Source organism: Streptomyces sp. NPDC004284 (assembly GCF_042874035.1).
In the GTDB taxonomy this organism is placed as follows: domain Bacteria; phylum Actinomycetota; class Actinomycetes; order Streptomycetales; family Streptomycetaceae; genus Streptomyces.
This window is the reverse complement of record NZ_JBIAMJ010000010.1, coordinates 183,819-206,931: the sequence shown is the minus strand read 5'-3', so window position 1 is coordinate 206,931 and position 23,113 is coordinate 183,819. Positions and strand designations below refer to the sequence as shown.

Sequence of the window (23,113 nt, the reverse complement as noted above, 5' to 3'; positions counted from 1 at the left end):
CGATGAGCGCGCGCGTCGACGCCTGGATCTGGGCGGTCCGTCTGACCAAGACCCGCTCGCAGGCCGCGGCCGCCTGCCGGGCCGGACACGTCAAGGTCAACGGCGAGCGGGTCAAACCCGCCCAGGCCGTGAAGCCCGGCGACGAGGTCCGGATCTACCACGGCGGCCGGGAGCGGATCGTCGAGGTCAAGGAGCTCCACGTCAAGCGGGTCGGCCCGCCGGTCGCCGCCGAGGCGTACGTGGACAACAGCCCGCCCCCGCCGCCCCGCGAGCACGTCGCCGTCGCCGCCGTGCGCGACCGGGGCGCGGGACGTCCCACCAAGCGCGAGCGCCGCGAGATCGACGAACTGCGCGGCCGGCGCGCCTGAACCGAGCGGCCGAAGGCCTCCGGGACCCGTCCCGGAGGCCTTCGGCCTTTTCAGCGCGGGCCCGCGCCGAGCAGCTCGGAGATCCGCGCCGCCGAGGTGCCGAGCCCCCTCGGCCCGCCCCGCAGCAGCGTGCTGCCGCTGCCCGCGCGCACGTCCTCCGCGCCGTAACGCCGCACCTTCCGGTGCCAGTTGAGGACGCCCGTCAGCCAGTCCTCAAGGCCCCGCAGGTACTCCCCGAAGGCCTCCCGCCCCGCCGCGTCGAGCCCGAAGTCCTCGAAGAGCAGGGGGATCTCACGCTGTTTCAGGATCTCGTACTGGCGCAGCCGGGCCCGCATCAGATCGTCGACCATCGACACCGCGGTCGGATAGTCGCAGTCGAAGAACTTCTGGAGCACCAGAACGCCGTTGTGCACCTCGCCCTCGACCTCGACCTCCTTCTGGTACGAGAAGAGGTCGTTGATGAGCGCCCCGTAGTCCATGACCGCGTTCTCCAGGCTGCGCACCGTGCCCGACCGGAAGAGCTCCGGCGGCAGCGCGGTCTCCTGCCGGAGCCGGCAGAGCAGGGTGGTCAGCTCGGAGCCGAAGGTGCTGCGCCGCATCTCGATGTAGTCGACCGGGTCGGGCACCCGGTGCTGCACCACGTTGTGCATCTCCCACATCCAGCTGTCGAGCATCACGTCGAGCGAGGTCCGCAGCTCCGCCCGCGCCCCGGACGCCATGGGAACGGCGGTCCGCTCCCAGACGTCGGCGAGCGCGCGCTCCAGCGGGTTCAGGGCGAACGCCGCTCCGGTGGCCGGTTCGTCGAGCGGCATGCAGGCCTTGAGCCGGTCGGTCTGCTCCTTCGCGGCGGCCAGGCCGCCCGTCCGGCCGAAGACGGCCGGGTAGTAGTCGTCCGCGTAGGTTCCCCAGGTCAGCCAGTCGGAGCTGAGCCGCAGCTCCTCGGGGGAGGCGTCCGGATCGAGCCCCGCCGCGCACAGCGCGAGGTCGAAGCCCTCCGCCATCGGCCGGTCCCACAGGTCGTCGAGGATCCCCATCCGCTCGGCCCAGTCGACCGTGTGCCGCGCCGCGTCCCGGTGGTGGGGGTTGACGGTGAGCGGGTACGGCAGGTCGAACGCGGGCAGCAGCGAAGGGCCCACGGGCTGGTGCGGCGCATGCGTGAACGCGCGGTGCCGGGCCGCCGCCTGACGGCCGAACACGTTCCGGATGTCGAGGGCGGAGGTCCCGATGATCCCGTCCAGGTGCGAGGGCCCGCCGACCATGCCCTCGTTCATGTACCGGCTGGAGCGCATGTGCCACTCGTGACCGCCGGACTGCCAGTCCTGGAGCCCCTTCACGTACGCCGCGACGGCCGCGCACTCCTGAGGACTCAGGCCCTTCTCGGCGGCGAGCAGCGGCACCTCGCTCAGCGCCGTGTTCTCGAACTGGTGGAGCCGGGAGGTCAGCAGGTCGTTGACGGCGTTCGCCGCCTCCTGCGTCGTACAGCCGAGGAACCGCTCCAGGACCAGGACGCCGTTGCTGTTCTCGCCCTCGTCCTCCACCTCGCGCTGGTACGAGAACAGGTCGTTGCGCAGGTGCACGGCGTCCGAGAAGGCGTCCCTGAGCACCCGCAGCGGCCGGGAGTACGCCACCTGGGCCGGGACCTCGGCCCCCGCCGCGTACTCGACGAGCCCGGCGGACCAGGGTGCCCCGCCCACCTTGCGGCGCATCTCGATGTACTCCAGGGGGTTGGCGACCCGCCCGTCGTTGATGTTGTCGAGCTCCCACAGCGACTCGTACAACAGGTGCTCCGTCGCCTCCGCGAACCGCACCCGCCAGCCCTCGGACATCGAGGGAACGGTCCGCCGCCAGAGGTCCGCGAGTCCCGCCTCGACGGGGTTGACCGGCTCGGGCACGCCCGCCGCCGGGTCCGCCGGCATGAACAGCGGCAGCCGGTCCAGATAGGCCTTGCTGCCCGCCCGGTCCTGGGTGCGCTTGAAGACCTCCAGGAAGTGGTCGTCGAAGAAGAAGACCCAGGTGTACCAGTCGGTGACGAGGTTCAGCGCCTCCTCGTCGCAGTCCGGGTGGGTGTAGGAGCAGAGCAGCGCGTAGTCGTGGGATTCGAGGTCGTGCTCCTCCCAGACTCCCGAGCCCTCCAGCATCCCCATCTCCCGCGCCCAGTCACGCGTGTGCGTGCGGGCGGCCTCCACATGGGGATTGAGCCGTGCCGGATACGGGACGTAGAAATCCGGCATAACGAAGGGCTGAGGCATGTGCTGAGGGGCCTTCCGGTGAGCTGGGCTGTATCCGGCCCAGCCTTACCCGTCGCCCGGACGGCGCACGCGATCTCCTGAATAGTCGTATGAACGCCGACGGGGTGGCGCCGGACCCCACGACCGGCACCACCCCGCACCTTTCGGCCAGACCTCCGTCAGCCCTGCGAAACCCGCACGTCAGCGGCCTTCACAAAGGCGATCCGATGGCCGAACTGGATCTGGTAGTACTCCTCCTGACCCCGGACGACCGTGTGCCCGCTCGGGTCGAACACCGGCGCGAAGTAGTACTCGCCGGGGGTGCTGCCCCCGACCACGTACCGCTGGCCCGCGAGCAGCCTGTACGGCAGCGGCGACACCGACTGCACCGGCACGCCCGCCGGATAGGCCGAGGCCTCCGGATACGCCCTCCCGTACACCGGCACCTGCGCCAGACCCTCCCGGGGCGTGAGGACCGGCCCGCGCGCGTTCACCGCCGTCGGCTCCTCCACCGGGTTCTCGAACCAGGCCTTCTGTCCCAGGTACCAGACCGCCGTCCAGTCGCCCCGGCGCTCCGCCACCGCGAAGCTCTGCCCGGTCGAGGCCCGCGCCCCCGTGTCGTTGACCCCGGTGGTGGAGTCCTGACCGCCCGGCCGCAGACCGATGTCCTTCACCAGGGGCGCGTCGGTGCTCGGCGCCGTGTACAGCCGCACCGCCCCGCTGCCGTGCGGCACGCACGCCTGCCCCGCCGTCGCGCAGCCCGTGTAGACCGGCCGGTGGGAGTCGTAGTCGGGCCGGATCGTCACCACGCCCGCGTGCGGACCGGCGCTCGGGGTGATCGGACGCCCGAGCAGCTGGAAGTAGTGCGCCCAGTCCCAGTACGGCCCCGGGTCCGTGTGCATGCCCTTGACCGAGGACGTCGTCGGCCCCGGCACGTTGTCGTGGCCCAGGATGTGCTGCCGGTCCAGCGGGATGCCGTACCGCCCGGCGATGTACCGCACCAGGCGCGCCGACGTCCGGTACATCGCCTCCGTGTACCAGGAGTCCGGCGAGGTCAGGAAGCCCTCGTGCTCCAGGCCCACCGACTTGGCGTTCACGAACCAGTTGCCCGCGTGCCAGGCCACGTCCTTCAGCGGCACGTGCTGGGCGATGTGCCCGTCGGAGGAGCGCAGCGAGTACTGCCAGGACACGTACGTCGGGTCCTGCACCAGCTTGAGGGTGGTCCTCCAGTCGGCCTCGGTGTCGTGGATCACGATGTAGTCGATCGACTGGGAGACCGGCCGGTCCGCCTTGTCGTGGTTGCCGTAGTCGCCGTCGCCGAACTCCTCGTACGGCGCGGGGACCCACTCGCAGGCCACCGAGGCCGGGCACTCCACCGGCCCGTCGGCCGGGCGGCGGAGCCCCAGGGCGTCCAGCTGACGGGTGGCGGGCGCGACGGCGGGAGCGGCCGGGAGCGTCACCACCTGCCCGCTGTCCGTCGTCCGCGTCTCCCCGGTCCGGATCACGTCGAACACGTCGTTCGCGTACGTCGCCGCCGTCGCCGCGTCGTCCGCACCCGAGTACCGCGCCACCGCCCCGTACCAGTCGGCCGGGTCCGCGCTCGCCGGCAGCCCGGCCTCCCGCTGCGCCGCCGCGAGCAGCGCCGCCCCGCCCTCGATGTTCGCGGCCGGCACGGTGCGCAGCTCCTCGGCCGGGATGCCGGACAGCTCCGACGCCCGCTCCAGGGTCCGCAGCCCCTCGGGCAACCGCGCGGGCTCGGGCACCGAGGCGTCCGAGGGCGCCCGGACCGGGCGGGAGTCGTCGCCGCGGGCGTCCTCCTCGCCCTCGGAGTGGTGCGGGACGGTCCGCGCCAGGGCCGTCGCCGCGTCCGTCAGGTGCATCGGCCCGTAACCGCCGGTCACGCTCGGCGCGCCGCCGTGGGTGTCCCACCGCGACTGGAGGTACGAGACGGCGAGCAGCACGCTCTCGGGCACGCCCTGCCGTGCGGCCGCCCGCGCGAACTGCCCTTGCAGGACACCCGCCTCGGGCACCTCGGCGCCGGCGGGCGGGGCGGCGGACAGCAGGGGGAGCAGCAGGGCGGCGGACGCCAGGGCGCCCACCGCCCCCGGCACACGGATCGGTGACGGACGTCTGCGCGACGCGGAACGGAACAAGGCAGCCTCCAGAGGCAGGGGGTGACACGGGGGCGTGCGGGGCCGAACCCGTACAGGGGTATCGGCTCCCGGACGTCCCGTCAATCACACCTGCGCAAAAGGAAGTTCCCACGTCAGGGAGGGAATGGAGGCCATACGGCGGAGTTTCGCGGAGACGGGTCCCGGGCCTGGGACGCGTCACTGGAGTGGACCACTGGAGGCGGCTCCCGCGCCGCCCCGGCGCGGACAAGCCGGTGCGCCGCGTCCCGGTGTGTCGGCACCGGGACGCGGCGCACCGCCCCCGTGTGGTCGGCCGGACCCGCCCCTTCAGCGCGTCCCGACCGCCGCGCGCACGGCCCGCCGTGCCATGGCGCAGTCGTCGTGCAGCCGCCTCAGCAGCAGCCGCTGTTCCTCGCCGGGCGCGAGCGCCCCCGAGGGCACCGGCACGGACCCGGCCGGCGGAGCCTCCTTCATGGTGCGCTGCACCGCCGTCTCGTAGGTGCGGATCTCCCGCGTCAGCACGATCATCAGGTTCACCAGGAAGGCGTCCCGGGAGGCCGGGCCCGCCTGCTGGGCGAGCTGGCTGATCTGGCGCCGGGCCAGCGGCGCGTCGGCGAGCACCGCCCACAGGGTCGCCAGGTCGTATCCGGGCAGGTACCAGCCCGCGTGCTCCCAGTCGACGAGCACCGGCCCGGCGGGGGAGAGCAGGATGTTGGAGAGCAGGGCGTCACCGTGACAGAACTGGCCCATGCCCTGACGGCCGCCCGCGTGCGCCAGACCGTGCAGCAGCTTCTGCAGGTCGTCCCGGTCCCGGTCCGTGAAGAGCCCGAGCTCGTGGTAGCGGGCGATGCGGGCGCCGTAGTCCAGCGGGGCGTCGAAGGTCCCGGCCGGCGGACGCCAGGCGTTGAGCCGGGCGATCGCACCGAGCGCGGCCCGCACGTCCGCCCGGGGCGGCGCCTCGACGGGGTGGCGCGACAGCGCCGCCGCCCGTCCGGGCATCCGCTCGATCACCAGCGTGCAGTTCTCCGGGTCCGCGGCGATCAGCCGCGGCGCCCGCACCGGTGGACGGTGGCGGACGAAGGAGCGATAAGAAGCTATTTCGTGCCGGAACCGCTCGACCCACGCGGGGGAGTGGTCCAGTAAACACTTCGCGACCGCCGTGGTCCGCCCGGTCGTCCCGACGATCAGTACGGAACGGCCGCTGCGCCGCAGCACCTGCACCGGGTTGAACTCCGGACAGATCCGGTGGACCGACGCGATCGCCATCTTCAGCTGCGCCCCCTGCGGGCCGGACAGATCGATGCGCCCGCTGACCGGCTGGGTACCGGTGCCGCCCGCCCAGCGCCTCGGCCGGACGACCTGGGGAGCGGGGGCGAGGTACGGTCCGGCACCGGCCGGGACGATGCGGTGCTGCGGCCGGGGCGGTGCGGACACGGAGGACGATGCTGTGTACATGGAGGTGACAGATCCCTTCGTGCGCCGACGAGTTGCGTGCGTCGCCCCGCCCGCCCCCGGGCCGCACCCTGGGGAATGAGGGCCGGTCGGCGGGGCGGGGTGGCGCGTTCCTACCTGACACCCGGGCGCGGGTGGCGGAACATCTCGCGCACCCTGGCGAAGCCTGGCGAATTGTCGCCAGGCCTATGACAGGGGGTTACTGTCAACTCAGCCGAGAACCTGGGGGCTTAGACGTGACCGAGCAAACCAACACCCGCCTGGCAGACCTGTTCGGCCTGGCCGGCTGGTCCAAGGGCGAACTCGCGAGACTCGTCAACCGGCAGGCGGCGGCCATGGGCCACCCCCAGCTGGCGACGGACACCTCGCGGGTACGGCGGTGGATCGACCGGGGCGAGACCCCGCGCGATCCCGTCCCCCGGGTGCTGGCAGCACTGTTCACCGAGCGACTCGGCCGTGTCGTGACCATCGAGGACCTCGGGTTCGTACGACACGGGCGCGCCGGAAAGAAGCAGGACGTCAGGAAGACGGAGAACCCTGACGGGCTGCCCTGGGCACCCGATCGTACGGCGGCGGTCCTCACCGAATTCACGGGAATGGACCTCATGCTCAACCGACGCGGCCTGGTGGGCGCGGGTGCCGCGCTTGCCGCCGGCTCCGTACTCAGCAACGCCATGCACGACTGGCTGCAGACCGAACCCGCGCGCAAGGGCGCGGCTCCGCGGGCCATCGATCCCCTCCACGCCGACCCCGCCGGGTTCGACCGTTACGAGGCCGCCCCCATCGGGTCGGAGGAGATCGAGGCCCTGGAGCACTCGGTGGAGGTGTTCCGCGCCTGGGACGCCTCCCGGGGCGGCGGTCTCCAGCGCAAGGCGGTCGTGGGCCAGCTCAACGAGGTGGGCGGCATGCTCGCCTACCGTCACGCCGACCACCTCCAGCGGCGCCTGTGGGGCGTCGCCGCCAACCTGGCCGTCCTCGCGGGCTGGATGTCCCACGACGTCGGCCTCGAACCGACGGCGCAGAAGTACTTCGTCATCGCCGCCCACGCGGCGCGCGAGGGCGGTGACCGGCCCCGGGCCGGCGAGGCGCTGTCCCGGGCCGCCCGCCAGATGGTGCACCTGGGCCGCCCCGACGACGCCATCGACCTCATGAAGCTCGCCAAGGCGGGCTCGGGCGAGCGCCTGCTGCCCCGCACCCAGGCCATGTTCCACACCATCGAGGCCTGGGCGCAGGCGTCGATGGGCCGGGGCCAGGCCATGCGCCGTACCCTCGGCGAGGCCGAGGAGCTGTTCGTGTCCGACCAACAGGACGAGAAGCCGAGCTGGATGCAGAACTTCGACGAGGCCGACATGCACGGCATGCAGGCCCTCGCCTACCGCACCCTGGCCGAGCACGACCCGACCGCGGCGATCCCCGCGCAGCGCCACGCCAAGCTGGCCATCGAGCTGCGGCACGACGGGCACGACCGGTCGAAGCTCTTCGACCACATCTCGCTCGCCTCGGCCTGCTTCATCGCCGACGACCCGGAACAGGCCGACCGGTACGCCCGGCTCGCCCTCATGTCGATGGGGGACACCTCGTCCCACCGGACCTGGGACCGGCTGCGGGAGATGTACCGGCTCACCGGCCAGTACGCGGGCTACTCGAAGATCGAGAACCTGCGCGAGGAGATCGAGCTCGCCCTCCCCAGGTCCCCCGTCAATCGCCCCAGGCCCGGACAGGCCTGAGCCTCCCCGTCCGAGGGAAGGGGAGGCTCAGGGAAGTCGGTGTCTCGGCACGCGGCGTCTCCGACGGGCTGCCAGGGGCTTCTTCCAGGGGCTTTCAGCGGGTGACCCCGGGCTGGTCCCGGCGGGTGACCCGGACCACCATCACGCAGGCGTCGTCCTCGCGGGACTCCTCGCCGAACTCCTCCACCACCGCGCGCACGCCGTCCTGCGCGTCCCGCGCCTCCGCGAGCCGGGGGCCGAGGGCGAGCAGCCGTCGCGTGCCCGTGTCGTCGTCCGTGCCGCTGCCGCGGGTCAGCCCGTCGGTGTGCAGGACCAGCAGGTCCCCCGGGACCAGCCGGGTCTCGGCCTCGCCGTACACGGTGCCGCCCGTCGCCCCGAGCAGGACGCCCTCGGGCCGCCGGAGCACGTGCCCCGTCCCGTCGCGGAAGAGCAGCGGGGCGGGGTGGCCCGCCTGTGCCCAGGCGAGGGTCTGGGCCACCGGGTCGTACCGGCAGCACATCGCGCTGCCGAGCGCGGGTTGGACGGAGGTCTCCAGGAGCTGGTTGAGGTGGCCCATCAGCGCGGCGGGGCGGATGCCGGCGACGGCCATGCCCCGCAGCGCCCCGAGGAGCATGGCCATGGAGGAGGTCGCGGCGACCCCGTGGCCCGTCAGGTCGCCGACGGTCAGCAGCGCGTCCCCGTCGGGCAGCGCCAGCGCGTCGTACCAGTCGCCGCCGATCAGTCCGGTGCTGGCGGCCGGGAGGTAGTGCGCGGCCACGTCGAGCGGGGCGGGGCCGTCGTGGGCGAAGCGGAGCGAGCCGCGCCAGGGCGGGAGGACCGCCTCCTGGAGCTCGACGGCGAGCCGCCGCTCGGTGCGCTCCCTGTGACGGCTGCGCTCCAGGCTGTCCCGGCTCTCGCGGACCGCACGCTCGCTGCGCCGCAGCTCGCTGACGTCCCGGAGGACGGCCCACATGGAGGCGGTGCAGCCGTCGGTGTCGAGCACGGGTTCACCGGTCATGTGCACGGTGCGCACCTGGCCGTCCGTGCGGATGATCCGGAACTCGCCGTCGATCGGCTTCCCGTCGATCAGACAGTCCGTCACCATCCCCTGGAGGGCGGGCTGGTCCTCGACGAAGACCATCGTGGGCATCTCGTCGAGCGGCATGGGGCCGCTCTCGCGGGACCGTCCGAAGATCTGGAACAGCTCCTCGGACCAGCTGACCTCGTCGGTGAGCAGGTTCCACTCGGCGCTGCCGACCCGGGAGAGCAGCGAGCCGGTCCGGGGCGGGGCGGCCGCGCCGTACGCCGCACCGGGGGCGGTCGCGGGCGCGGCGTGCGGGGCGGTGTGGAGGGGCGCGGTCCCGTCCCCGGGAGCGGCGCCGACCGGGACACCGGCTCTGAGCTGGCCCAAATGGGTGCCCAGGGAGTCGAGTTGATGGACCGCCAGGTCGCACAGGGCGCGCTGCCAACGCTGCTGGGGGTCGTCCTCGTCCGCCACGGCGTCCCGGCGCACGGCGTCCACCTCGCCGCGCAGGCGGCGGGTCTGTGAGATCAGCGCGTCCACCGCGCCCGGCTCCGGCGGCTGGGCGGGGCGGTCCGCGAACAGATGGGACGGCATGTCGTACTCCGATACAGGCGCGGCGCGGCCAGGTGTGGAAGGTGGCCCCTGGACGACTGTCGCACAGCCCGGGACAGCCCGTAAGGGATTTGGCAACACTCGATCCGGTGGTGCTTCTGTCATATGCCAAAGGCCCGGCGATTATCGGACAGGGCGCGACGCGTTACGGTGCTGGGGTGGTGAACGACGACGGAACCGGCACGGTGGGCGCGGATACGACGGTCACGGGCGGGGTGGTGGCGGGTGGGTCGGACGTGCGTACGGAAGCGGGTGCGGTCGTACCGGAGGGGCGTACGCCCGGTGTCACGGGGGCGCATGTCGCGGCCGCCGGTGCGGGCGTGGCGGCCCTGAGCCCGGTGGGCACCGCCGTACTGCTCGCCGCCGCGCCCGCCGGCCGGGGCCGCGCGATGGACGCCGCCTCCGTGCTGCCGGCGCTCGCCGCCGTGCCGCCCGGGGTCCTCACCGGCACCGCGGCCGCCACGGTCGTCGAACTCGCCGACCCCCTGGACCCGCAGACCGTCCTCACCCGCCTCCGCGCGGCGGCCGCGAGTCCCGGCCCCCTGGTCGTCTGCCTCGCGGGCCAGCTCCATCTGGACCGCCGGCAGCAACTGCCCCACCTCGCGCTCGCCCGCACCACCCCGGCGACCCTCCGCTACACGGCGCTGCCCTGGCACTGGCTGGCCGGCGAGCTCGGCACCCGGCGGCCCGGCACCACGACCGTCGTCGCGGACCTCGCCGCCGACCCGGACGTCTGGCAACGCCTCACCGCCACACCCGGACTGCTGCACCTGGGGCCCGGCCCCCTGCTCTACGGACGCGTGGTCCCCGCCCCGCGCAAGGGCGAGCCCACCACCCCCGACTACCTCCGCGCCTGGGCCGAACTCTGGCGCTCCGGCGCCCGGTTGACCCCGTCCGCCGCACACGCGGAGGCCGCGGCACGGGCGGTGACGGTGGCACCCGCACCGGAACCCTTCTTCCTCACGCCCACGCCCGCACACCCACCGACCACCACGCCTGCTCCGGTCCCCGGCCTCGCACCCGCCCAGGTCCCCGGCCCTGCGCCCGTTCCGGGGCCCGGCATCGCGCCCGCTCCAGGCCCCGGCCCCGTGCCCGGTCCGGCATCCGTGCCCGCTCCGGCACCCACGCCCGCACCCGCCGCCGCGCCCCAGCCCGCGTTCGGGCCCGGTCCGGCACCCGCCGCCGCGCCCGGCCCCGGCCTCGTACCTGCCCCCACATCCCGCCCCGCACCCGCACCCGCACCCGCGATCCCCCCGTCATTCACCCCCGCGACTCCGCCTCCGCCCCCGCTCGCCGGCGCGGGCGGGCCGGTGACCGTGCCGGATCCCCATCCCGCCATCCTGGCCGCCGCCATGGCCGGTCGGCACGGGGAGGCGGCGGCGGTCGCGGCGGCCTGGGAGAGCGAGGCGCTGCGCCGGCACGGGCCCCGGTCGATGGAGGCCGTGCACTGGACGGAGGTGCGGGCCGACCTCGCGCGCCTCGCCGGGGAGCCGGCCCGGAGCTGCGAGCTCTGGCTCGCCGCCGCGGAGGCCCGGCTCGGGCTGCTCCAGCGCCCGGACGACCCGGACGTCGAAGGGGCCGTCGACCGGGCCCACCACCAGTGGGAGCAGATCGGTGACCCCGACCGGGCCCGGGCCCTCGGCCCCACCATGATCGCCCTCCGGCGACGGGTCCCGGGCAGCCGGCCCGGCGCGCTGGCCGCGCTCACCCGCCGCATGGGCTGAGGCCCGGACGGGGGTGGGCGGCAGCGGCTCGCTCCTCGCGCCCGTACGACCGATCCCGGTTCGCCGTACCCGAAAGGCCCGACACGCGTGACCTCGCTCGCCGTCGCCCAGCGCTCGCTCGCCGATCCGTCCGTACGCCACCCGCTGTGGCCGCCGTTGACCCGGGGCTGCCCCGTCACCTCCACCGAGGAGGTCGCGTACCCCCTCGACATCGACTACGCCTACGACCGCGTCCCCGCCGACCTGTTCACGCGCCCGGCCGCCCACGGCCTGGAACGGTGGGCCCCGTTGCTGCCGCCCCTCGCCGCGCCCGGTCTCGGCGAGGGGAACACGCCCCTGGTCGAACTCCCCGACGGCGTATGGATCAAGGACGAGTCCCGCAATCCCACCTGGAGCCACAAGGACCGGCTCAACCGGGTCGCCGTCAGCGCCGCCGTCGCCTCGGGGGCGCGGGGCATCGTCGTCTCCTCGTCCGGCAACCACGGCGCGGCGGCCGCCGCCTACGCGGCCCGTGCCGGACTGCCGTGCGCCGTCTTCACCTCCCCGGACGCCCCGCCCGCCGTCGCTTCTCACCTGCGCGCCTACGGGGCGACGGTGCTGACCGTGCCGTACGGGTCGGTACGCCCCCTGATGCGCCGCATCGTCGACGAGCTCGGCTTCCAGAGCGTCAGCGGCGTCACGGACACCGCCCACACCGGGCACCCCTTCGGGCCCGAGGGCTACAAGACCCTCGCCTACGAGCTCGCGCTCGACCTCGGGCGCGCACCGGCGGAGGTGCATCTCCCCACGGGATACGGCGAGTTGCTCTTCGGTGTGGCCAAGGGATTCCAGGAGCTCGCGCGGCTCGGCGTCACCGGTTCCGTCCCCCGCGTGTACGCGGCCGAGCCCGCCGCGGCCGGCGCCCTCACCGAGGCCCTGCGCACCGGCCGCCCCGTCGCCCGGGTCCCGGTCGGACCGACAGCGGCGTACGCCATCGACTGCGAGGTCAACAGCTACCGGGGCGTCCTCGCGGCCCGTACGACCGGTGGAGCGGCCCGGACGGTGACGGACGATCAGATGGCCGCCGCACGGGCGGAGTTGGCGGCGCAGGGGATCTGGTGCGAAACCTCCTCCGCCGCCGGACTCGCCGGGCTCCGCGCCCACGGGCCGCGCGAGACCGACGGCCCGGTGGTGTGCGTGGTCACCTCCAGCGGCTACAAGGACATCGCGACGGCGAAGGAGGCCTTCGAGCCGACGGCCCCGGACTGGGAGCCGATCAAGGCCGCCCTGACCGCTCGGCAGGCCGACCCGAACTGACCCGACCCGCCCCAACCCGCCCCGAGCTGACCGGCTCGGCTCGGCTCGGCTCAGCTCGGTCGCCGACGGCGAGTGTCACGACGACCGAAGTCGGTTTATTGTCCGAATATGCCACCCTCTGTCGTTCCGGAGCCGAGTGGGTCCGCCCGGCCCCTCATCCTCTTCGCCCTGACGGACACCCGCGTCGTCGACGTGGTCGGCGGCATGCTGCGCGAGCAGGGGCACGAGGTGCGGCAGACCGCGGACGGACCCGCCACACGGCAGGCGCTGCGGGAGCGCGAGCCGCAAGGCGTGGTGCTCAGCCTCGAACTGCCCCGCTGCGATCCCTGGCAGTTCCTCCAGGACCTGCGGGATCAGGCCCGCGCCATGCCCATCGTCGTCGTCGCCCCCGTCTACATCGAGGTCGACGCGGCCCGCGCCTACCGCTCCGGGGCGGACGACTACCTCACGTACGGCATCTCCCGCGAGCAGGGGCTGCCCCGGGTCGCCGCCCGCTTCCGGCGCCTCCTGCCGTCGTCCGGGGCCTCGGGGCCGGGCGCCGGCGCGCCCGGTCCGGCCGGGCCGCGGGGCATCGTCGTCGACCGGGCCACACGCGTGGCCCGGGCGAACGGCACCCCGCTCGACCTCACGCCGCTGGAGTTCGACCTGCTCGCCGCGTTCGTCGCCCGCCCCGAGCAGGTCCTCGGCCAGGGGTGGCTGCTCGGCGAGGTGTGGGGCGAGAGCGAGAACGCCGACCCGCGACGGGTGAAGTACGCGGTGCTGCGGCTGCGCCGCAAGATCGCCGAGGCCACCGGAGGCCGTACGGGCATCGCCACCGTCCGCGGCGTGGGATACCGCTACCACCGCATCGACTGACCTGCTGACCCGCCGACCTATGGCCCGAGCCGGGACGGGACGGAAGTCCCTCCGGTCCCGCCGAACGTCCTCCGCCGCCACCCCGCAACCCGGCCGCACCCACCGCGCACCCGCCCCGCAACCACGGCACGGCACCGTCGTTCCAGGACATCCGGAACGCACGGAAGGAAACGGCGGTGGAACTGGTCGCGGTCGTACCGGCGCACAACGAACAGCACGGCATCGTCGCCACCCTCGCCGGTCTCTACCGGCAGACCGTCCGGCCCGACCGGATCGTCGTCGTCGCCGACAACTGCACCGACCTCACGGCGGAGATCGCCGAGCGCTGCGGCGCCGAGGTCTTCGTGACGTCCGCCAACCGGGACAAGAAGGCGGGGGCGCTCAACCAGGCCCTCCCCGCCCTGCTCGACGAACTCCCCGACGACGCGCTGCTCCTCGTCCAGGACGCCGACACCGTCCTCAATCCGCGCTTCGTCGCCTGCGCCGCGGAGGCCCTCGACGAGGACGCGTCCGTCGGAGCCGTCGGCGGGATCTTCTTCGGCGAGGAGGGCGGCGGACTCCTCGGACTGCTCCAGCGGATGGAGTACGAGCGGTACGCCCTGGAGATCCACCGCAAGGGCAACAAGGCCACCGTCCTGACCGGCACCGGAACGGTCTTCCGCACGAGCGTCCTGCGCGAGGTCCGGGACGCCCGCCGGGCCGGCCGGATCGGCGGTGGGGACGGCTACTACAGCCTGGCCTCGCTCACCGAGGACGACGAGATCACCAAGGCCGTGAAGACCCTCGGCCACCGGACCGTCTCGCCCGACGGCTGCTGGCTCGTCACCGAGGTCATGCCGACCCTCCCCAAGCTCTGGCACCAGCGCATGCGCTGGCAGCGCGGTGCCCTGGAGAACCTGCGCGACTACGGACTGACCCGCGTCACCCTGCCGTACTTCGGACAGCAGCTGATGCTCGGCATCGGCGGCCTCGCGCTCGCCCTGTTCGCCACCGCCACCGTCCTCGTCCTGGCCACCGCCGGCTGGCAGGGCTTCTCGCTGTTCTGGGGGGCGATCACGCTGATCTTCGTCCTCGAACGCACCCTGACCGTCCGCCGGGCCGGACGCCGGGCCGTGCTGCTCGCCCTCCCGCTCGTGCCGGAGCTGCTGTACGACGTGTTCCGGCAGCTGGTCTTCGCCCGGTCGCTGATCGACCTCGTCCTGCGCCGCCAGGAGCGCTGGGTCGCCACCTGAGCCCACCCCCTCATCGGAAGGATCACCCCATGTACGGCAAACCCATCGGAGCGGGCGCGGTAGGCGGCGGAGGCGCGGGCCTGGCCGCCACCGGCGGCGGGATGTCCCCGATCGCCGTGCTGTGCCTCGTCGTCGCCGCGACCACGCTGGTCGCCGCGGGACTCGCCCTGCGCAGCCTCGTCCCCGTCATCCGCGGCGACGTCCCGGAGCGCCGCTGACCGGCCCCCGGATTCCGGTCCGGTCCTGAGATGATCGGAGCTGTGACCATCTCCCCGCCCCCCGCCCCGCCCGCCGGCCCGCTCGTCACCGAGCGGCTGGTGCTGCGGCCCGTCCGGAGCGGTGACCTGCCGGCCGTGACCCGGTTGTGGACCGACCCGGAGGTGCGGCGCCACCTCGGCGGTCCCGTCATCGACTCGGTCATCCGGATCCGGCAGCGGCGGATCGTCGGGGCCGCCGGTTTCCACGCGGTGGTCCGGGCCGAGGACGGCGTCGTGCTGGGGCTCGTCACGGTGGAGGCCGCCGGGTGGGGCGGCGAGACGGAGGTCTCGTACCAGTTCCTGCCCGAGCACTGGGGGCGGGGCTACGCGCGCGAGGCCGTCGCCGCGGCCGTGGCGGGGGCGCTGGAGACCGGGCCGAGCGTGGTCGCGGTCACCCAGGAGGCGAACCACCGCTCCCGCCGGCTCCTGGAGGCCGTCGGCCTGGAGCACGCCGAGTCCTTCGTCGAATGGGACGCCCACCAGGTGCTGTACCGCCGGCGGCGGTGAGGGCCCTCACCCCCCGGTCGTTCCCCTGGGCGCCGCCGGGCAGGAAGGGACCGGCACGCGCGGGCGCTCCGTCGACCGTTCCACCGCATGCCCGGCCGACTCCACCACCGCGTGGGACACAGCGGTCGGCAGGACGGTTCCGGACGTACGCCGTCGCCGCCCTTCCCGTCCGCTCCGGCGGTTACGCTCCCGTCATCGACACCGAGGACCCTGCGCCCGCCCCGGGCTCCTCGTCCCCAAAGGAGCTCTGCCCCATGTCCTTCCTGGTGATCGGCGAGTGCGTCGCCGACATCGTGCGCGCCGCCGACGGCACCGAACGGATCCATCCGGGCGGCAGCCCCGCCAACGTCGCCTACGGCCTCGCCCGTCTCGGCCGGGACGTCACCCTGCTCACCCAGCTCGCCGACGACCCCACCGGGCGGCTGATCGCGGACCACCTGGAGGGAGCGGGCGTACGGGTGGCGATCGGGGGAGTCCCCGCACGCACCCCGTCGGCGATCGTCGGGCTCGACGCGCGGGGCGGGGCCACGTACGCCTTCGACATCGCCTGGACCCTGGAGGCGGGGGAGCCTCCGGCCGAACGGCCCGGCCATGTGCACATCGGCTCCATCGCCGCCGTCACCGCCCCGGGCGCCGCCACCGTCCTCGCCGAGGTCGAGCGGCTCCGCGACCGGGCCACGGTCAGCTACGACCCCAACGTGCGGCCCGGACTCATGGGGGAGCACGGCGCGGCCGTCGCCCGCGTCGAGCGCTGCGTCGCGCTCAGCGACCTGGTGAAGGCGAGCGACGAGGACCTGGCCTGGCTGTATCCGGGGGAGTCCGCCGAGTCCGTCGCCGCCCGCTGGCTGGCCCTCGGCCCGGCCGTCGTCCTGGTCACCCGGGGCGCGGAGGGATCGCTCGCCCTCACCGGGCGGGAGACGGTCACGGCCGTCGCCCCGCCGGTCGCCGTCGTCGACACCGTCGGCGCGGGCGACTCCTTCATGTCGGCCGTCCTCGACGCCCTCGCCGGGCGGGAGACCTTCGACGGGCTCGGTGCCGACGACCTCGCGGAGCTGCTGCGCGGGGCGGGCGCGGCGGCGGCCGTCACCGTCTCCCGGGCCGGCGCCCAGCCCCCCGACCGCGCCGAACTGGACGCGGCCGGGGAGCGGTTCGCCCTCAGGTCCGGGCGTGCGTCGTGATGTCCGAGGCGAACTGCTCGATCATCTCCGGCGTGACCGTCGGCCGGCACTCGGCGATGGCCTCCAGGTAGTCGGCCGTGCTCGCCCCGGGCGCCGGATCGTCGCCGCCGCGCCCGCCGACCGAGACGAGGTCCCGCTCGAAGGAGGCCTGGGCGGCGATCCGGGCCGCGTGCTCGATGTCGGCGGGCGTGAACAGCTCGCTCGCGAGGACTAGGGCGTCGATGTCGACGTCCGTCCGCCCGTCGGTGTAGCGGGACCAGATCGCCGCCCGCGCCGCCTTGTCCGGCGTACCGATGGGGATGAGGTAGTCGAAGCGGCCGGGGCGCAGGAACGCCGGGTCGAGGGAGCGGATCGAGTTGGTCGCGCAGACGAGCAGCCGCTCGTCCCGCTCCCGGAAGCCCGGTATCAGCTTCAGGAGTTCGTTCGTCACCCCGTGCATGCCGCCGGGCCGGGCGGGCTCCGAGCGGACCGGGGCGATCTCCTCGACCTCGTCGATGAAGACGAGGACCCGCTCCAGCTCGGCGATCCGCGCGAACGCGGACCGCAGGGCGGCGGCGAGGTTCCCCTCGTCGGCGAGGCGGGACGGAAGGATCTCCACGAAGGGCCAGCCGAGCCGGGAGGCGATTCCGCGCGCGAACGTGGTCTTGCCGGTGCCGGGCGGGCCGAACAGGCAGACCGCGCGCGGCGGCCGCACCCCGTGCCGGGTGGCCCGCTCCGGCTCGGCCAGCGGCAGCACCACCCGGCGCTCGATCAGGTCCTTCTCCCGCTCCATGCCGGCGACCTTCGCCCACAGGTCGCCCGGCAGCAGCCGGCCGCCCAGGTCGTCGAGGAGCCCGGCGGTGGGGCCGTGCAGCGGTTCGGCCTTCTCGAAGTACGCGACGGCCGGCTGGCGCGTGTACCCGGCGTTCAGCAGGCCCTCGCCGAGGAGCTCCTCCTCCGGCAGGACGTACGCGATGCGTCCGACGCGGGCCGCGACGAGCCGCCGCTCCAGCTCCACGAGCAGGGCGCTGGCGAGGCCGCGGCCCCGCCACGCCGAGGAGATCGCGATCCGCATGACCCAGGCCCGCTCGCCCGAGACGCAGGCGAGCGCCGCGCCGATGGGGGCGCCCTGGTGGACGGCGACCACGGCCGGCTGGCGGGTGGTGAGGGCTCCGATGCACTCGGCGAGCGAGAAGACGGACTCCTGCCCGAGCTCGGCGGTGGTGTCGATCAGATGGACGACGGCGGCGAGATCGCTCTCGCGGTAGTCGTGGATGTGCCAGTTCACCGGCTGTACCGCCCCTCGTTCGTGCTGTCGTGGCGAGGCTAGGCGGGGGCCCGGGCGGCGGTCCTGTGCCATCCTGCACAGGGCGGGGCGGTCCAACGCGCCGATCCGTCACTGGTCGGAACGGCGCGCATGCGGTGGACGGCGGTCCTGCCTCCCTCACGGTGAACGGCGGTACCTCGCCGGGGAGGTGCCGCCGTTCGGGGGAGAGGATCGACGTGTCACGTCCTTCTCTTGCTCATGAGCAGTCCGCCGGCCGTCAGGGAGAACAGGCAGACGCAAGCGCCCGTGATGACATTGCTGAGGATCGTGCCCGTGTCGGGGTGCCGGGTGACGACCCAGGGCGAGACGATGAGCCACGCGCCCATGAGCAGCACGACGAAGTTCAGGTCCTGGGACCGTTCCGGCGCCATCGACATGCACAGGCCGAGGATCGCGAGGGCGATGCCGACGACCAGGTTGGTGAGGGCGAGTGCCGGCTCAGCAGCGGCGAAGTGGACCGTGTAGGCGGAGACCGCCGTCCAGATTCCTGCGAGGATCACGAGTTCCTCGACCGCCGCGACACCTCGGGTCTGCATCATGCGGGCGTAACGGTCCCGCATCTCCGACGCGTCGGGGTGGCCCGCGATATCACCGTGACGGTGAGAGACGTCGGCCATACGACTCGCCTCCTTCTGGCGTCCTGCACGTCTGACCGCGCTGCGGCATCTGCCGCGTCTTCATTGTGCTCTTATCTGTCCTTTATGTGTAGATATGGCAGATATGGGATGCGAACAGAAATGAGGCGCCGGATGTGCGGGAAACCGCCAAAAACGACTCCCGTCGAAGGGGGCGCCGCCCCGGCGTAGCCTGGAAATGGACTCGGGGACCGGAACTTTCCACCGCCGGGAGTGCGCGATGGCCGGCATCGTACGGAAGAGCTTCGACTCAGCGGACGAGACGCGTCCCTTCGAGGACGGCAAGGGCAGGCTCGACCTGCTCGTCGGTGACGGCGGCTCGGTGGGCCGCGCCGTCTTCGAGCCCGGCTGGCAGTGGTCCAAGCACGTCAAGCCGATCGCCGGCACCGACAGTTGTCAGGCCTCGCACGTCGGATACGTGGTCAGCGGCCGGATGAAGGTCGTCATGAACGACGGCGAGTCGGTCGAGTTCGGCGCGGGCGACTACATGGAGGTCAAGCCCGGACACGACGCCTGGGTCCTCGGGGACGAGCCCTGCGTGACCCTCGACTGGCTGGGCTTCACGAACTACGCCCTGCCCTCCTGACGGTTCCCGGCCGCCGCGGGCCGTCGCCCGCGAGGCGCTATTCGTACGCGTCGGTGACGCAGTCGGCGGCGCACCGTCCGTGCTCGAAACGGCGGCGGAGCGCCGCCGCCGCGTGCCGCCGCTCCACCTCCGCGTAGCCGTACCGCTCCTCGGTCAGCCGACGCACCGCCTCGACGGTGACGATCGCCGGTTCGCCCTCGCCGGCGGACCGGCGGGCCTCGGCGATCACCTGGTCGGCCGCCCGCTGGAGGTCGCGGGCGTACTCCCGCTGGGCGACGGAACGCGCCCGCGAGGCGGCGAACGGCCGGACCGCCCGGCCCTTCCAGATCAACCCGGCGGCCATCAGGCCCGTCCCGATCAGGGCGACGAGCACCCCCACCGCGGCATCGAGACCCCACCGCATCGCCGGCCGCCTTCCCCCTGGACCCACGGGTCCTGCACGAGTCTCCGAGTCTAGGGGCGGGGTCCTGACCCTCAGTGTGTTGACACGTGTAAGTCTGCGGTGACAGGCTCTTTCTCCGGCCCCCGTGTGCCCGCGCAGAAGGAGCAGCACCCCATGAGCACCCTCGTCACCACCCTCCGAGGCCCCGTCCGCGGCGAGCGCCGCGCGGACGGGAGTCTGCGTTTCCTGGGCATTCCGTACGCGCAGCCGCCGGTGGGTGAGCTGCGGTTCGCGGCGCCGGTGCCGCCGGAGGCGTGGGCGGAGCCGTGGGACGCGACGGCGTACGGGCCGACGGCCCAGCGTCGTCCGTTCGCGGACGTCACGACGATTCCGGAGCCGTCGGTCCCGGGGGAGGGGGTGCTGAACCTGAACGTGTTCACGCCGGAGGCCGATCCGCGGGCGGGTCTGCCGGTGCTGGTGTGGATCCACGGTGGTGGGTACGTGGCGGGGTCGGCGGCGAGTCCGTGGTACGACGGGGCCGCGTTCAACCGGGACGGTGTCGTGCTGGTCTCGGTCGGTTACCGGCTGGGTGTCGAGGGGTTCCTGCACCTGGAGGACGCTCCGGACAACCGGGGCGTGCGGGACTGGGTCGCGGCCCTGGAGTGGGTGCGGGACAACATCGCGGCCTTCGGCGGGGATCCGGCCAAGGTGACCGTCGCCGGTCAGTCGGCGGGCGGCGGCGCGGTGCAGACCCTGCTGGCCGTCCCGTCGGCGCGGGGTCTGTTCCGGGGCGCGATATCCGTCTCCGGCGCCGTCATGCGTCCCGACGGCCCCGAGGTCGCCCGCACCGCGGCCCGGCTGTTCACGTCCCGCACCGGCGTCCCGGCCACCGCCGCCGCCCTGCGCGACCTGACCGACGACGAACTCCTCGACCTCCAGGACCTCCTGAGCGAACCGGGCCCCGACCGCGAGGGCCTGCCGCCGCTGCTGTCCCTCGCCCCCTTCGCCGACGGCGAGCTGATCCCCGTACCCGTCCTGGACGCCCTGACGACGGGTGAGGCGGCCGCCGACGTGCCGCTGATGCTCGGTTTCACCGAGGACGAGTTCTCGATGTTCCCCGCGCCCGGCCCCGAGGGCCCGCCGCTGCCCCTCCTCCTCGGCGCGCTCGGTCTGGACCCCGCCAGGGCCGGGGCCTTCACGGAGACGTACGCGGCGGGCGGCGAGGACCGGTACTTCGGCCAGGCGCTGACGGACACCCTCTTCCGCGCCCCGAACCTCGCCGTCGCCGACGCCCGTGCCGCCCGCGAACACCCCACCTGGCTCTACGAGTTCCGCTGGCAGTCGCCCGCCCTCGGCCTCGCCTTCCACTGCCTGGACCTGCCCTTCGCCTTCGACCTCCTCGACGCCGAGGGCGTCGCGCCCGTCGCCGGTGACGCGCCGCCGCGCGCGCTCGCCGACGCCCTGCACCGGGCCTGGGTCGCCTTCGTCACCGACCAGGACCCGGGTGACGACTGGCCGCGTTACACCTCCGCGGAACGGGCCACGAAGATCTGGGACGCGGAGCCCCGGATCGCCGCGGACCCCGTGCGCCGGGTCCGCGAACTCTGGCTCGACTGAACCGCCACGGCCGGCCGGCCGCCGAGACGAAGCCGGGGCCGCCCCCTTCCCGGGGCGGCCCCGGCTTCGGCGTGAGCCGCCGAGGGCGAACCGTGAGACGCCCCTGGGCATGAGGGAGATAAAACGTTTTACGCTAGGGTCCGGGCAGTTTCTCCCGCGGCTTCGGACGGACCGGCGCGGGGACGGACCCGGAGGGCGCGCCATGGGACGCAGGAGAGGGCACACGATCGAGGACGTCGCGCGCGCGGCGGGGGTCTCGATCTCCGCCGTCTCGTTCGCGCTGAACGACAAGGGCAACCTCGGCGCGGCCACCCGCGCCCGCATCAAGCAGGCCGCCGCGGACCTCGACTACCAGGCCGACGCGCTCGCCCGCGGCCTGCGCCGGATGCCCATGGGGACCATCGGCATCGTCGTGCGTCCGCTCGACGCGCTCGGCGAGTACGCCCTCGGCGGCGTCGACTTCTTCAGCCGCCTCATCGCGGCGGCGGCGGTCGCCGGGATGGACCGGGGCCTCGGCGTCATGCTCGTCCCGAACCTGCTGAAGTCCCCCGTCCCCGCCTTCGCCTACGCGCTCGACGGCTATGTGGTCGTCGACCCCGAGGTGGACGACCCCGTCGTCCGGCGCCTGGAGGAGCGCGGCATCCCCTACGTCTCGATCGGCCGCGACGTGGCACGCCCCGACTCCACGCGCTGGGTCGCCTGCGACGACCGGGCGCTGCGCGAGGCCCTCGGGCATGTCGTCTCCGCGGGGGCGCGCGACGTGGCCCTGGTCACGGGCACCGACGCCAACGCCTGGAACCAGGAGCTCGAACTCGCCTACCGGAGCTGGATGACCGGCGCCGGACTCGGTCACCGCGTCCTGAGCGCTCCGGAGGCCGCCGGGATCCCCGGCGGCCGCGCCGTCGCCGCGCGGCTGCTGGGCGAGGGCCTGCCCGATGCCGTGCTGTGCGCCACCGGGCGTCAGGCGGTGGGCGTGGTGGAGGAGTTGACGGGCCGCGGGGTGGGCGTGCCCTCCCGCGTCCTCGTCGCGACCGCCTCGGACTCCGAGCACGCCCGCCTCTCCGCGCCCGCCGTCACGGCGATCGACATGCACCCCGAAGGGCTCGCCGCGAGCGCCGTCGACATGCTCCAGGACGTGATCCACGGCCGGCCGGTCCCCGAAGGGCTCCGCCTGCCGACGACCCTGCTCCCGCGCGCCTCGACCCATCGCCCGGCCCCGGAGGAGGGCTGACGCCCCGTGCGGTCCGGGACCCGGCTCAGGACGCGGTGCGGGAGAGGCCGGCCAGCAGGACCGCGAGGCCCGCGTCGAACATCTCGGCGGGGTCCTGGTCCGAGGCGTTCCCGACGACGTGCGCGAGCGTGGGGTAGCGGCCGGTGGCGAGCATCCGGACGAGGTACGGGCCGGTGGCCGCCCGCCACTGGTTCTCCGTGAGGCCGCTCGCGCGCTCCACGCGCCGCTCCACGACCTCGTGGCGGACCGCCCCGAAGACGTAGCCGTTCACCGCCTGCAGGGCCTGCATCAGCGTGTCGGCGTCGTCGCCGATCCCGGGCGCGGAGCGCAGGGCGGTCAGGGTCGCCTCCATGTGGCCCAGCGCCGCGGGCCCCAGCTGGGGGCGGCCGCCGAGGAGGTCGGCGAACCACTCGTGGCGCAGGGCCGCGCCCCTGAAGCCGCGGGCGAGCGCCCCCACCTCCGCCCGCCAGTCTCCGCCCGGGGCCGGCGGCGGCGCGGAGACCTCCCCGTACACCGCGTCGACCATCAGGTCGAGGAGCTCCTCCTTGGTGTCCACATAGCGGTAGAGCCGCATGGGGCCCGCGTCGAGCGCGCCCGCGACCTTGCGCAGCGACACCGCCTGGAGTCCGTCGGCGTCGGCAAGTCCGATCGCGGCCCGCACGATCCGGTCGCGGCTCAGCGGGCTCGGCGTCGAGCGCGCGGCCGGTTCGGGGCGCTCCCAGATGAGCATCGATCCGTTCTCCTCACTGTCATGTCGATACAGCGTATCGTCTCGATACGCTGTA

20 protein-coding genes are annotated in these 23,113 nt (G+C 73.9%); 12 read left to right on the top strand and 8 right to left on the bottom strand.

Features of this window, described 5'->3' with window-relative positions:
• Positions 1-2: 2 nt before the first annotated feature.
• On the top strand, positions 3-368 hold the full coding sequence (locus tag ACFYUS_RS25445) for an RNA-binding S4 domain-containing protein (RefSeq protein WP_388856377.1): 366 nt from the start codon (positions 3-5) through the stop codon (positions 366-368).
• Between the two features lie 50 nt (positions 369-418).
• On the opposite strand, the gene ACFYUS_RS25440 is transcribed toward ACFYUS_RS25445, so the two are convergent.
• The 3 genes from ACFYUS_RS25440 to ACFYUS_RS25430 form a co-directional block, all read right to left on the bottom strand.
• The gene (locus ACFYUS_RS25440) at positions 419-2,617 is read right to left on the bottom strand and encodes a germacradienol/geosmin synthase (RefSeq protein ID WP_388856374.1); all 2,199 of its coding nucleotides are present in this window, start codon (positions 2,615-2,617) and stop codon (positions 419-421) included.
• A gap of 158 nt (positions 2,618-2,775) precedes the next feature.
• Entirely contained in the window at positions 2,776-4,695 is a 1,920-nt protein-coding gene (locus tag ACFYUS_RS25435; RefSeq protein WP_388856371.1) for an N-acetylmuramoyl-L-alanine amidase, read from the bottom strand.
• Positions 4,696-5,055: 360 nt separating this feature from the next.
• Positions 5,056-6,183, bottom strand: a complete 1,128-nt coding sequence (locus tag ACFYUS_RS25430; protein ID WP_388856368.1) for an aminoglycoside phosphotransferase family protein — start codon at positions 6,181-6,183, stop codon at positions 5,056-5,058.
• Between the two features lie 233 nt (positions 6,184-6,416).
• Here ACFYUS_RS25430 and ACFYUS_RS25425 point away from each other — a divergent pair, with 233 nt between their 5' ends.
• A complete protein-coding gene (locus ACFYUS_RS25425) occupies positions 6,417-7,907 on the top strand; it encodes a hypothetical protein (RefSeq protein ID WP_388856365.1) in 1,491 nt (496 codons plus the stop codon).
• A gap of 94 nt (positions 7,908-8,001) precedes the next feature.
• Here the strand turns inward: ACFYUS_RS25425 and ACFYUS_RS25420 are convergent, their stop codons facing one another.
• Complete coding sequence (locus ACFYUS_RS25420) at positions 8,002-9,504, bottom strand: PP2C family protein-serine/threonine phosphatase (protein ID WP_388856362.1); 1,503 nt, start codon at positions 9,502-9,504, stop codon at positions 8,002-8,004.
• A gap of 407 nt (positions 9,505-9,911) precedes the next feature.
• Here ACFYUS_RS25420 and ACFYUS_RS25415 point away from each other — a divergent pair, with 407 nt between their 5' ends.
• The 7 genes from ACFYUS_RS25415 (at position 9,912) to ACFYUS_RS25385 (ending at position 16,571) form a co-directional block, all read left to right on the top strand.
• Positions 9,912-11,246 (top strand): hypothetical protein, encoded by a 1,335-nt coding sequence (locus ACFYUS_RS25415; protein ID WP_388856484.1) that lies wholly within the window; start codon positions 9,912-9,914, stop codon positions 11,244-11,246.
• An 87-nt stretch (positions 11,247-11,333) separates the two neighbouring features.
• A complete protein-coding gene (locus ACFYUS_RS25410) occupies positions 11,334-12,542 on the top strand; it encodes a pyridoxal-phosphate dependent enzyme (protein ID WP_388856359.1) in 1,209 nt (402 codons plus the stop codon).
• A 108-nt stretch (positions 12,543-12,650) separates the two neighbouring features.
• On the top strand, positions 12,651-13,397 hold the full coding sequence (locus tag ACFYUS_RS25405) for a response regulator transcription factor (protein ID WP_388856356.1): 747 nt from the start codon (positions 12,651-12,653) through the stop codon (positions 13,395-13,397).
• Between the two features lie 176 nt (positions 13,398-13,573).
• On the top strand, positions 13,574-14,629 hold the full coding sequence (locus ACFYUS_RS25400; protein WP_388856353.1) for a glycosyltransferase: 1,056 nt from the start codon (positions 13,574-13,576) through the stop codon (positions 14,627-14,629).
• 29 nt (positions 14,630-14,658) lie between these two features.
• Positions 14,659-14,847 carry a hypothetical protein gene (locus tag ACFYUS_RS25395; RefSeq protein WP_388856350.1) on the top strand — a complete coding sequence of 63 codons (189 nt, stop codon included), beginning with the start codon at positions 14,659-14,661 and terminating at the stop codon, positions 14,845-14,847.
• Between the two features lie 42 nt (positions 14,848-14,889).
• Positions 14,890-15,393 carry a GNAT family N-acetyltransferase gene (locus ACFYUS_RS25390; protein ID WP_388856347.1) on the top strand — a complete coding sequence of 168 codons (504 nt, stop codon included), beginning with the start codon at positions 14,890-14,892 and terminating at the stop codon, positions 15,391-15,393.
• 254 nt (positions 15,394-15,647) lie between these two features.
• The gene (locus tag ACFYUS_RS25385) at positions 15,648-16,571 is read left to right on the top strand and encodes a carbohydrate kinase (protein WP_388856344.1); all 924 of its coding nucleotides are present in this window, start codon (positions 15,648-15,650) and stop codon (positions 16,569-16,571) included.
• Here ACFYUS_RS25385 and ACFYUS_RS25380 read toward each other — a convergent pair.
• Complete coding sequence (locus ACFYUS_RS25380; RefSeq protein WP_388856341.1) at positions 16,549-17,838, bottom strand: ATP-binding protein; 1,290 nt, start codon at positions 17,836-17,838, stop codon at positions 16,549-16,551. The two genes, ACFYUS_RS25385 and ACFYUS_RS25380, sit on opposite strands and share 23 nt — an antisense overlap.
• Before the next feature lie 218 nt (positions 17,839-18,056).
• A complete protein-coding gene (locus ACFYUS_RS25375) occupies positions 18,057-18,416 on the bottom strand; it encodes an SPW repeat protein (RefSeq protein ID WP_388856338.1) in 360 nt (119 codons plus the stop codon).
• Between the two features lie 316 nt (positions 18,417-18,732).
• Between ACFYUS_RS25375 and ACFYUS_RS25370 the strand changes: the two genes are divergently transcribed.
• On the top strand, positions 18,733-19,098 hold the full coding sequence (locus ACFYUS_RS25370) for a cupin domain-containing protein (protein ID WP_388856336.1): 366 nt from the start codon (positions 18,733-18,735) through the stop codon (positions 19,096-19,098).
• A gap of 37 nt (positions 19,099-19,135) precedes the next feature.
• Here the strand turns inward: ACFYUS_RS25370 and ACFYUS_RS25365 are convergent, their stop codons facing one another.
• Positions 19,136-19,501, bottom strand: coding sequence for a hypothetical protein (locus ACFYUS_RS25365; protein ID WP_388856333.1), 366 nt, complete (start codon positions 19,499-19,501; stop codon positions 19,136-19,138).
• Positions 19,502-19,654: 153 nt separating this feature from the next.
• On the opposite strand from ACFYUS_RS25365, the gene ACFYUS_RS25360 reads away from it, so the two are divergent.
• Together ACFYUS_RS25360 and ACFYUS_RS25355 are read left to right on the top strand one after the other, a co-directional pair.
• Positions 19,655-21,097, top strand: a complete 1,443-nt coding sequence (locus ACFYUS_RS25360) for a carboxylesterase/lipase family protein (RefSeq protein ID WP_388856331.1) — start codon at positions 19,655-19,657, stop codon at positions 21,095-21,097.
• Between the two features lie 202 nt (positions 21,098-21,299).
• Positions 21,300-22,328: a LacI family DNA-binding transcriptional regulator gene (locus ACFYUS_RS25355; RefSeq protein ID WP_388856329.1), complete on the top strand. Its 1,029-nt coding sequence runs from the start codon at positions 21,300-21,302 to the stop codon at positions 22,326-22,328.
• A gap of 25 nt (positions 22,329-22,353) precedes the next feature.
• Here the strand turns inward: ACFYUS_RS25355 and ACFYUS_RS25350 are convergent, their stop codons facing one another.
• Positions 22,354-23,058 (bottom strand): TetR/AcrR family transcriptional regulator C-terminal domain-containing protein, encoded by a 705-nt coding sequence (locus ACFYUS_RS25350; protein ID WP_388856326.1) that lies wholly within the window; start codon positions 23,056-23,058, stop codon positions 22,354-22,356.
• Positions 23,059-23,113: the final 55 nt, after the last annotated feature.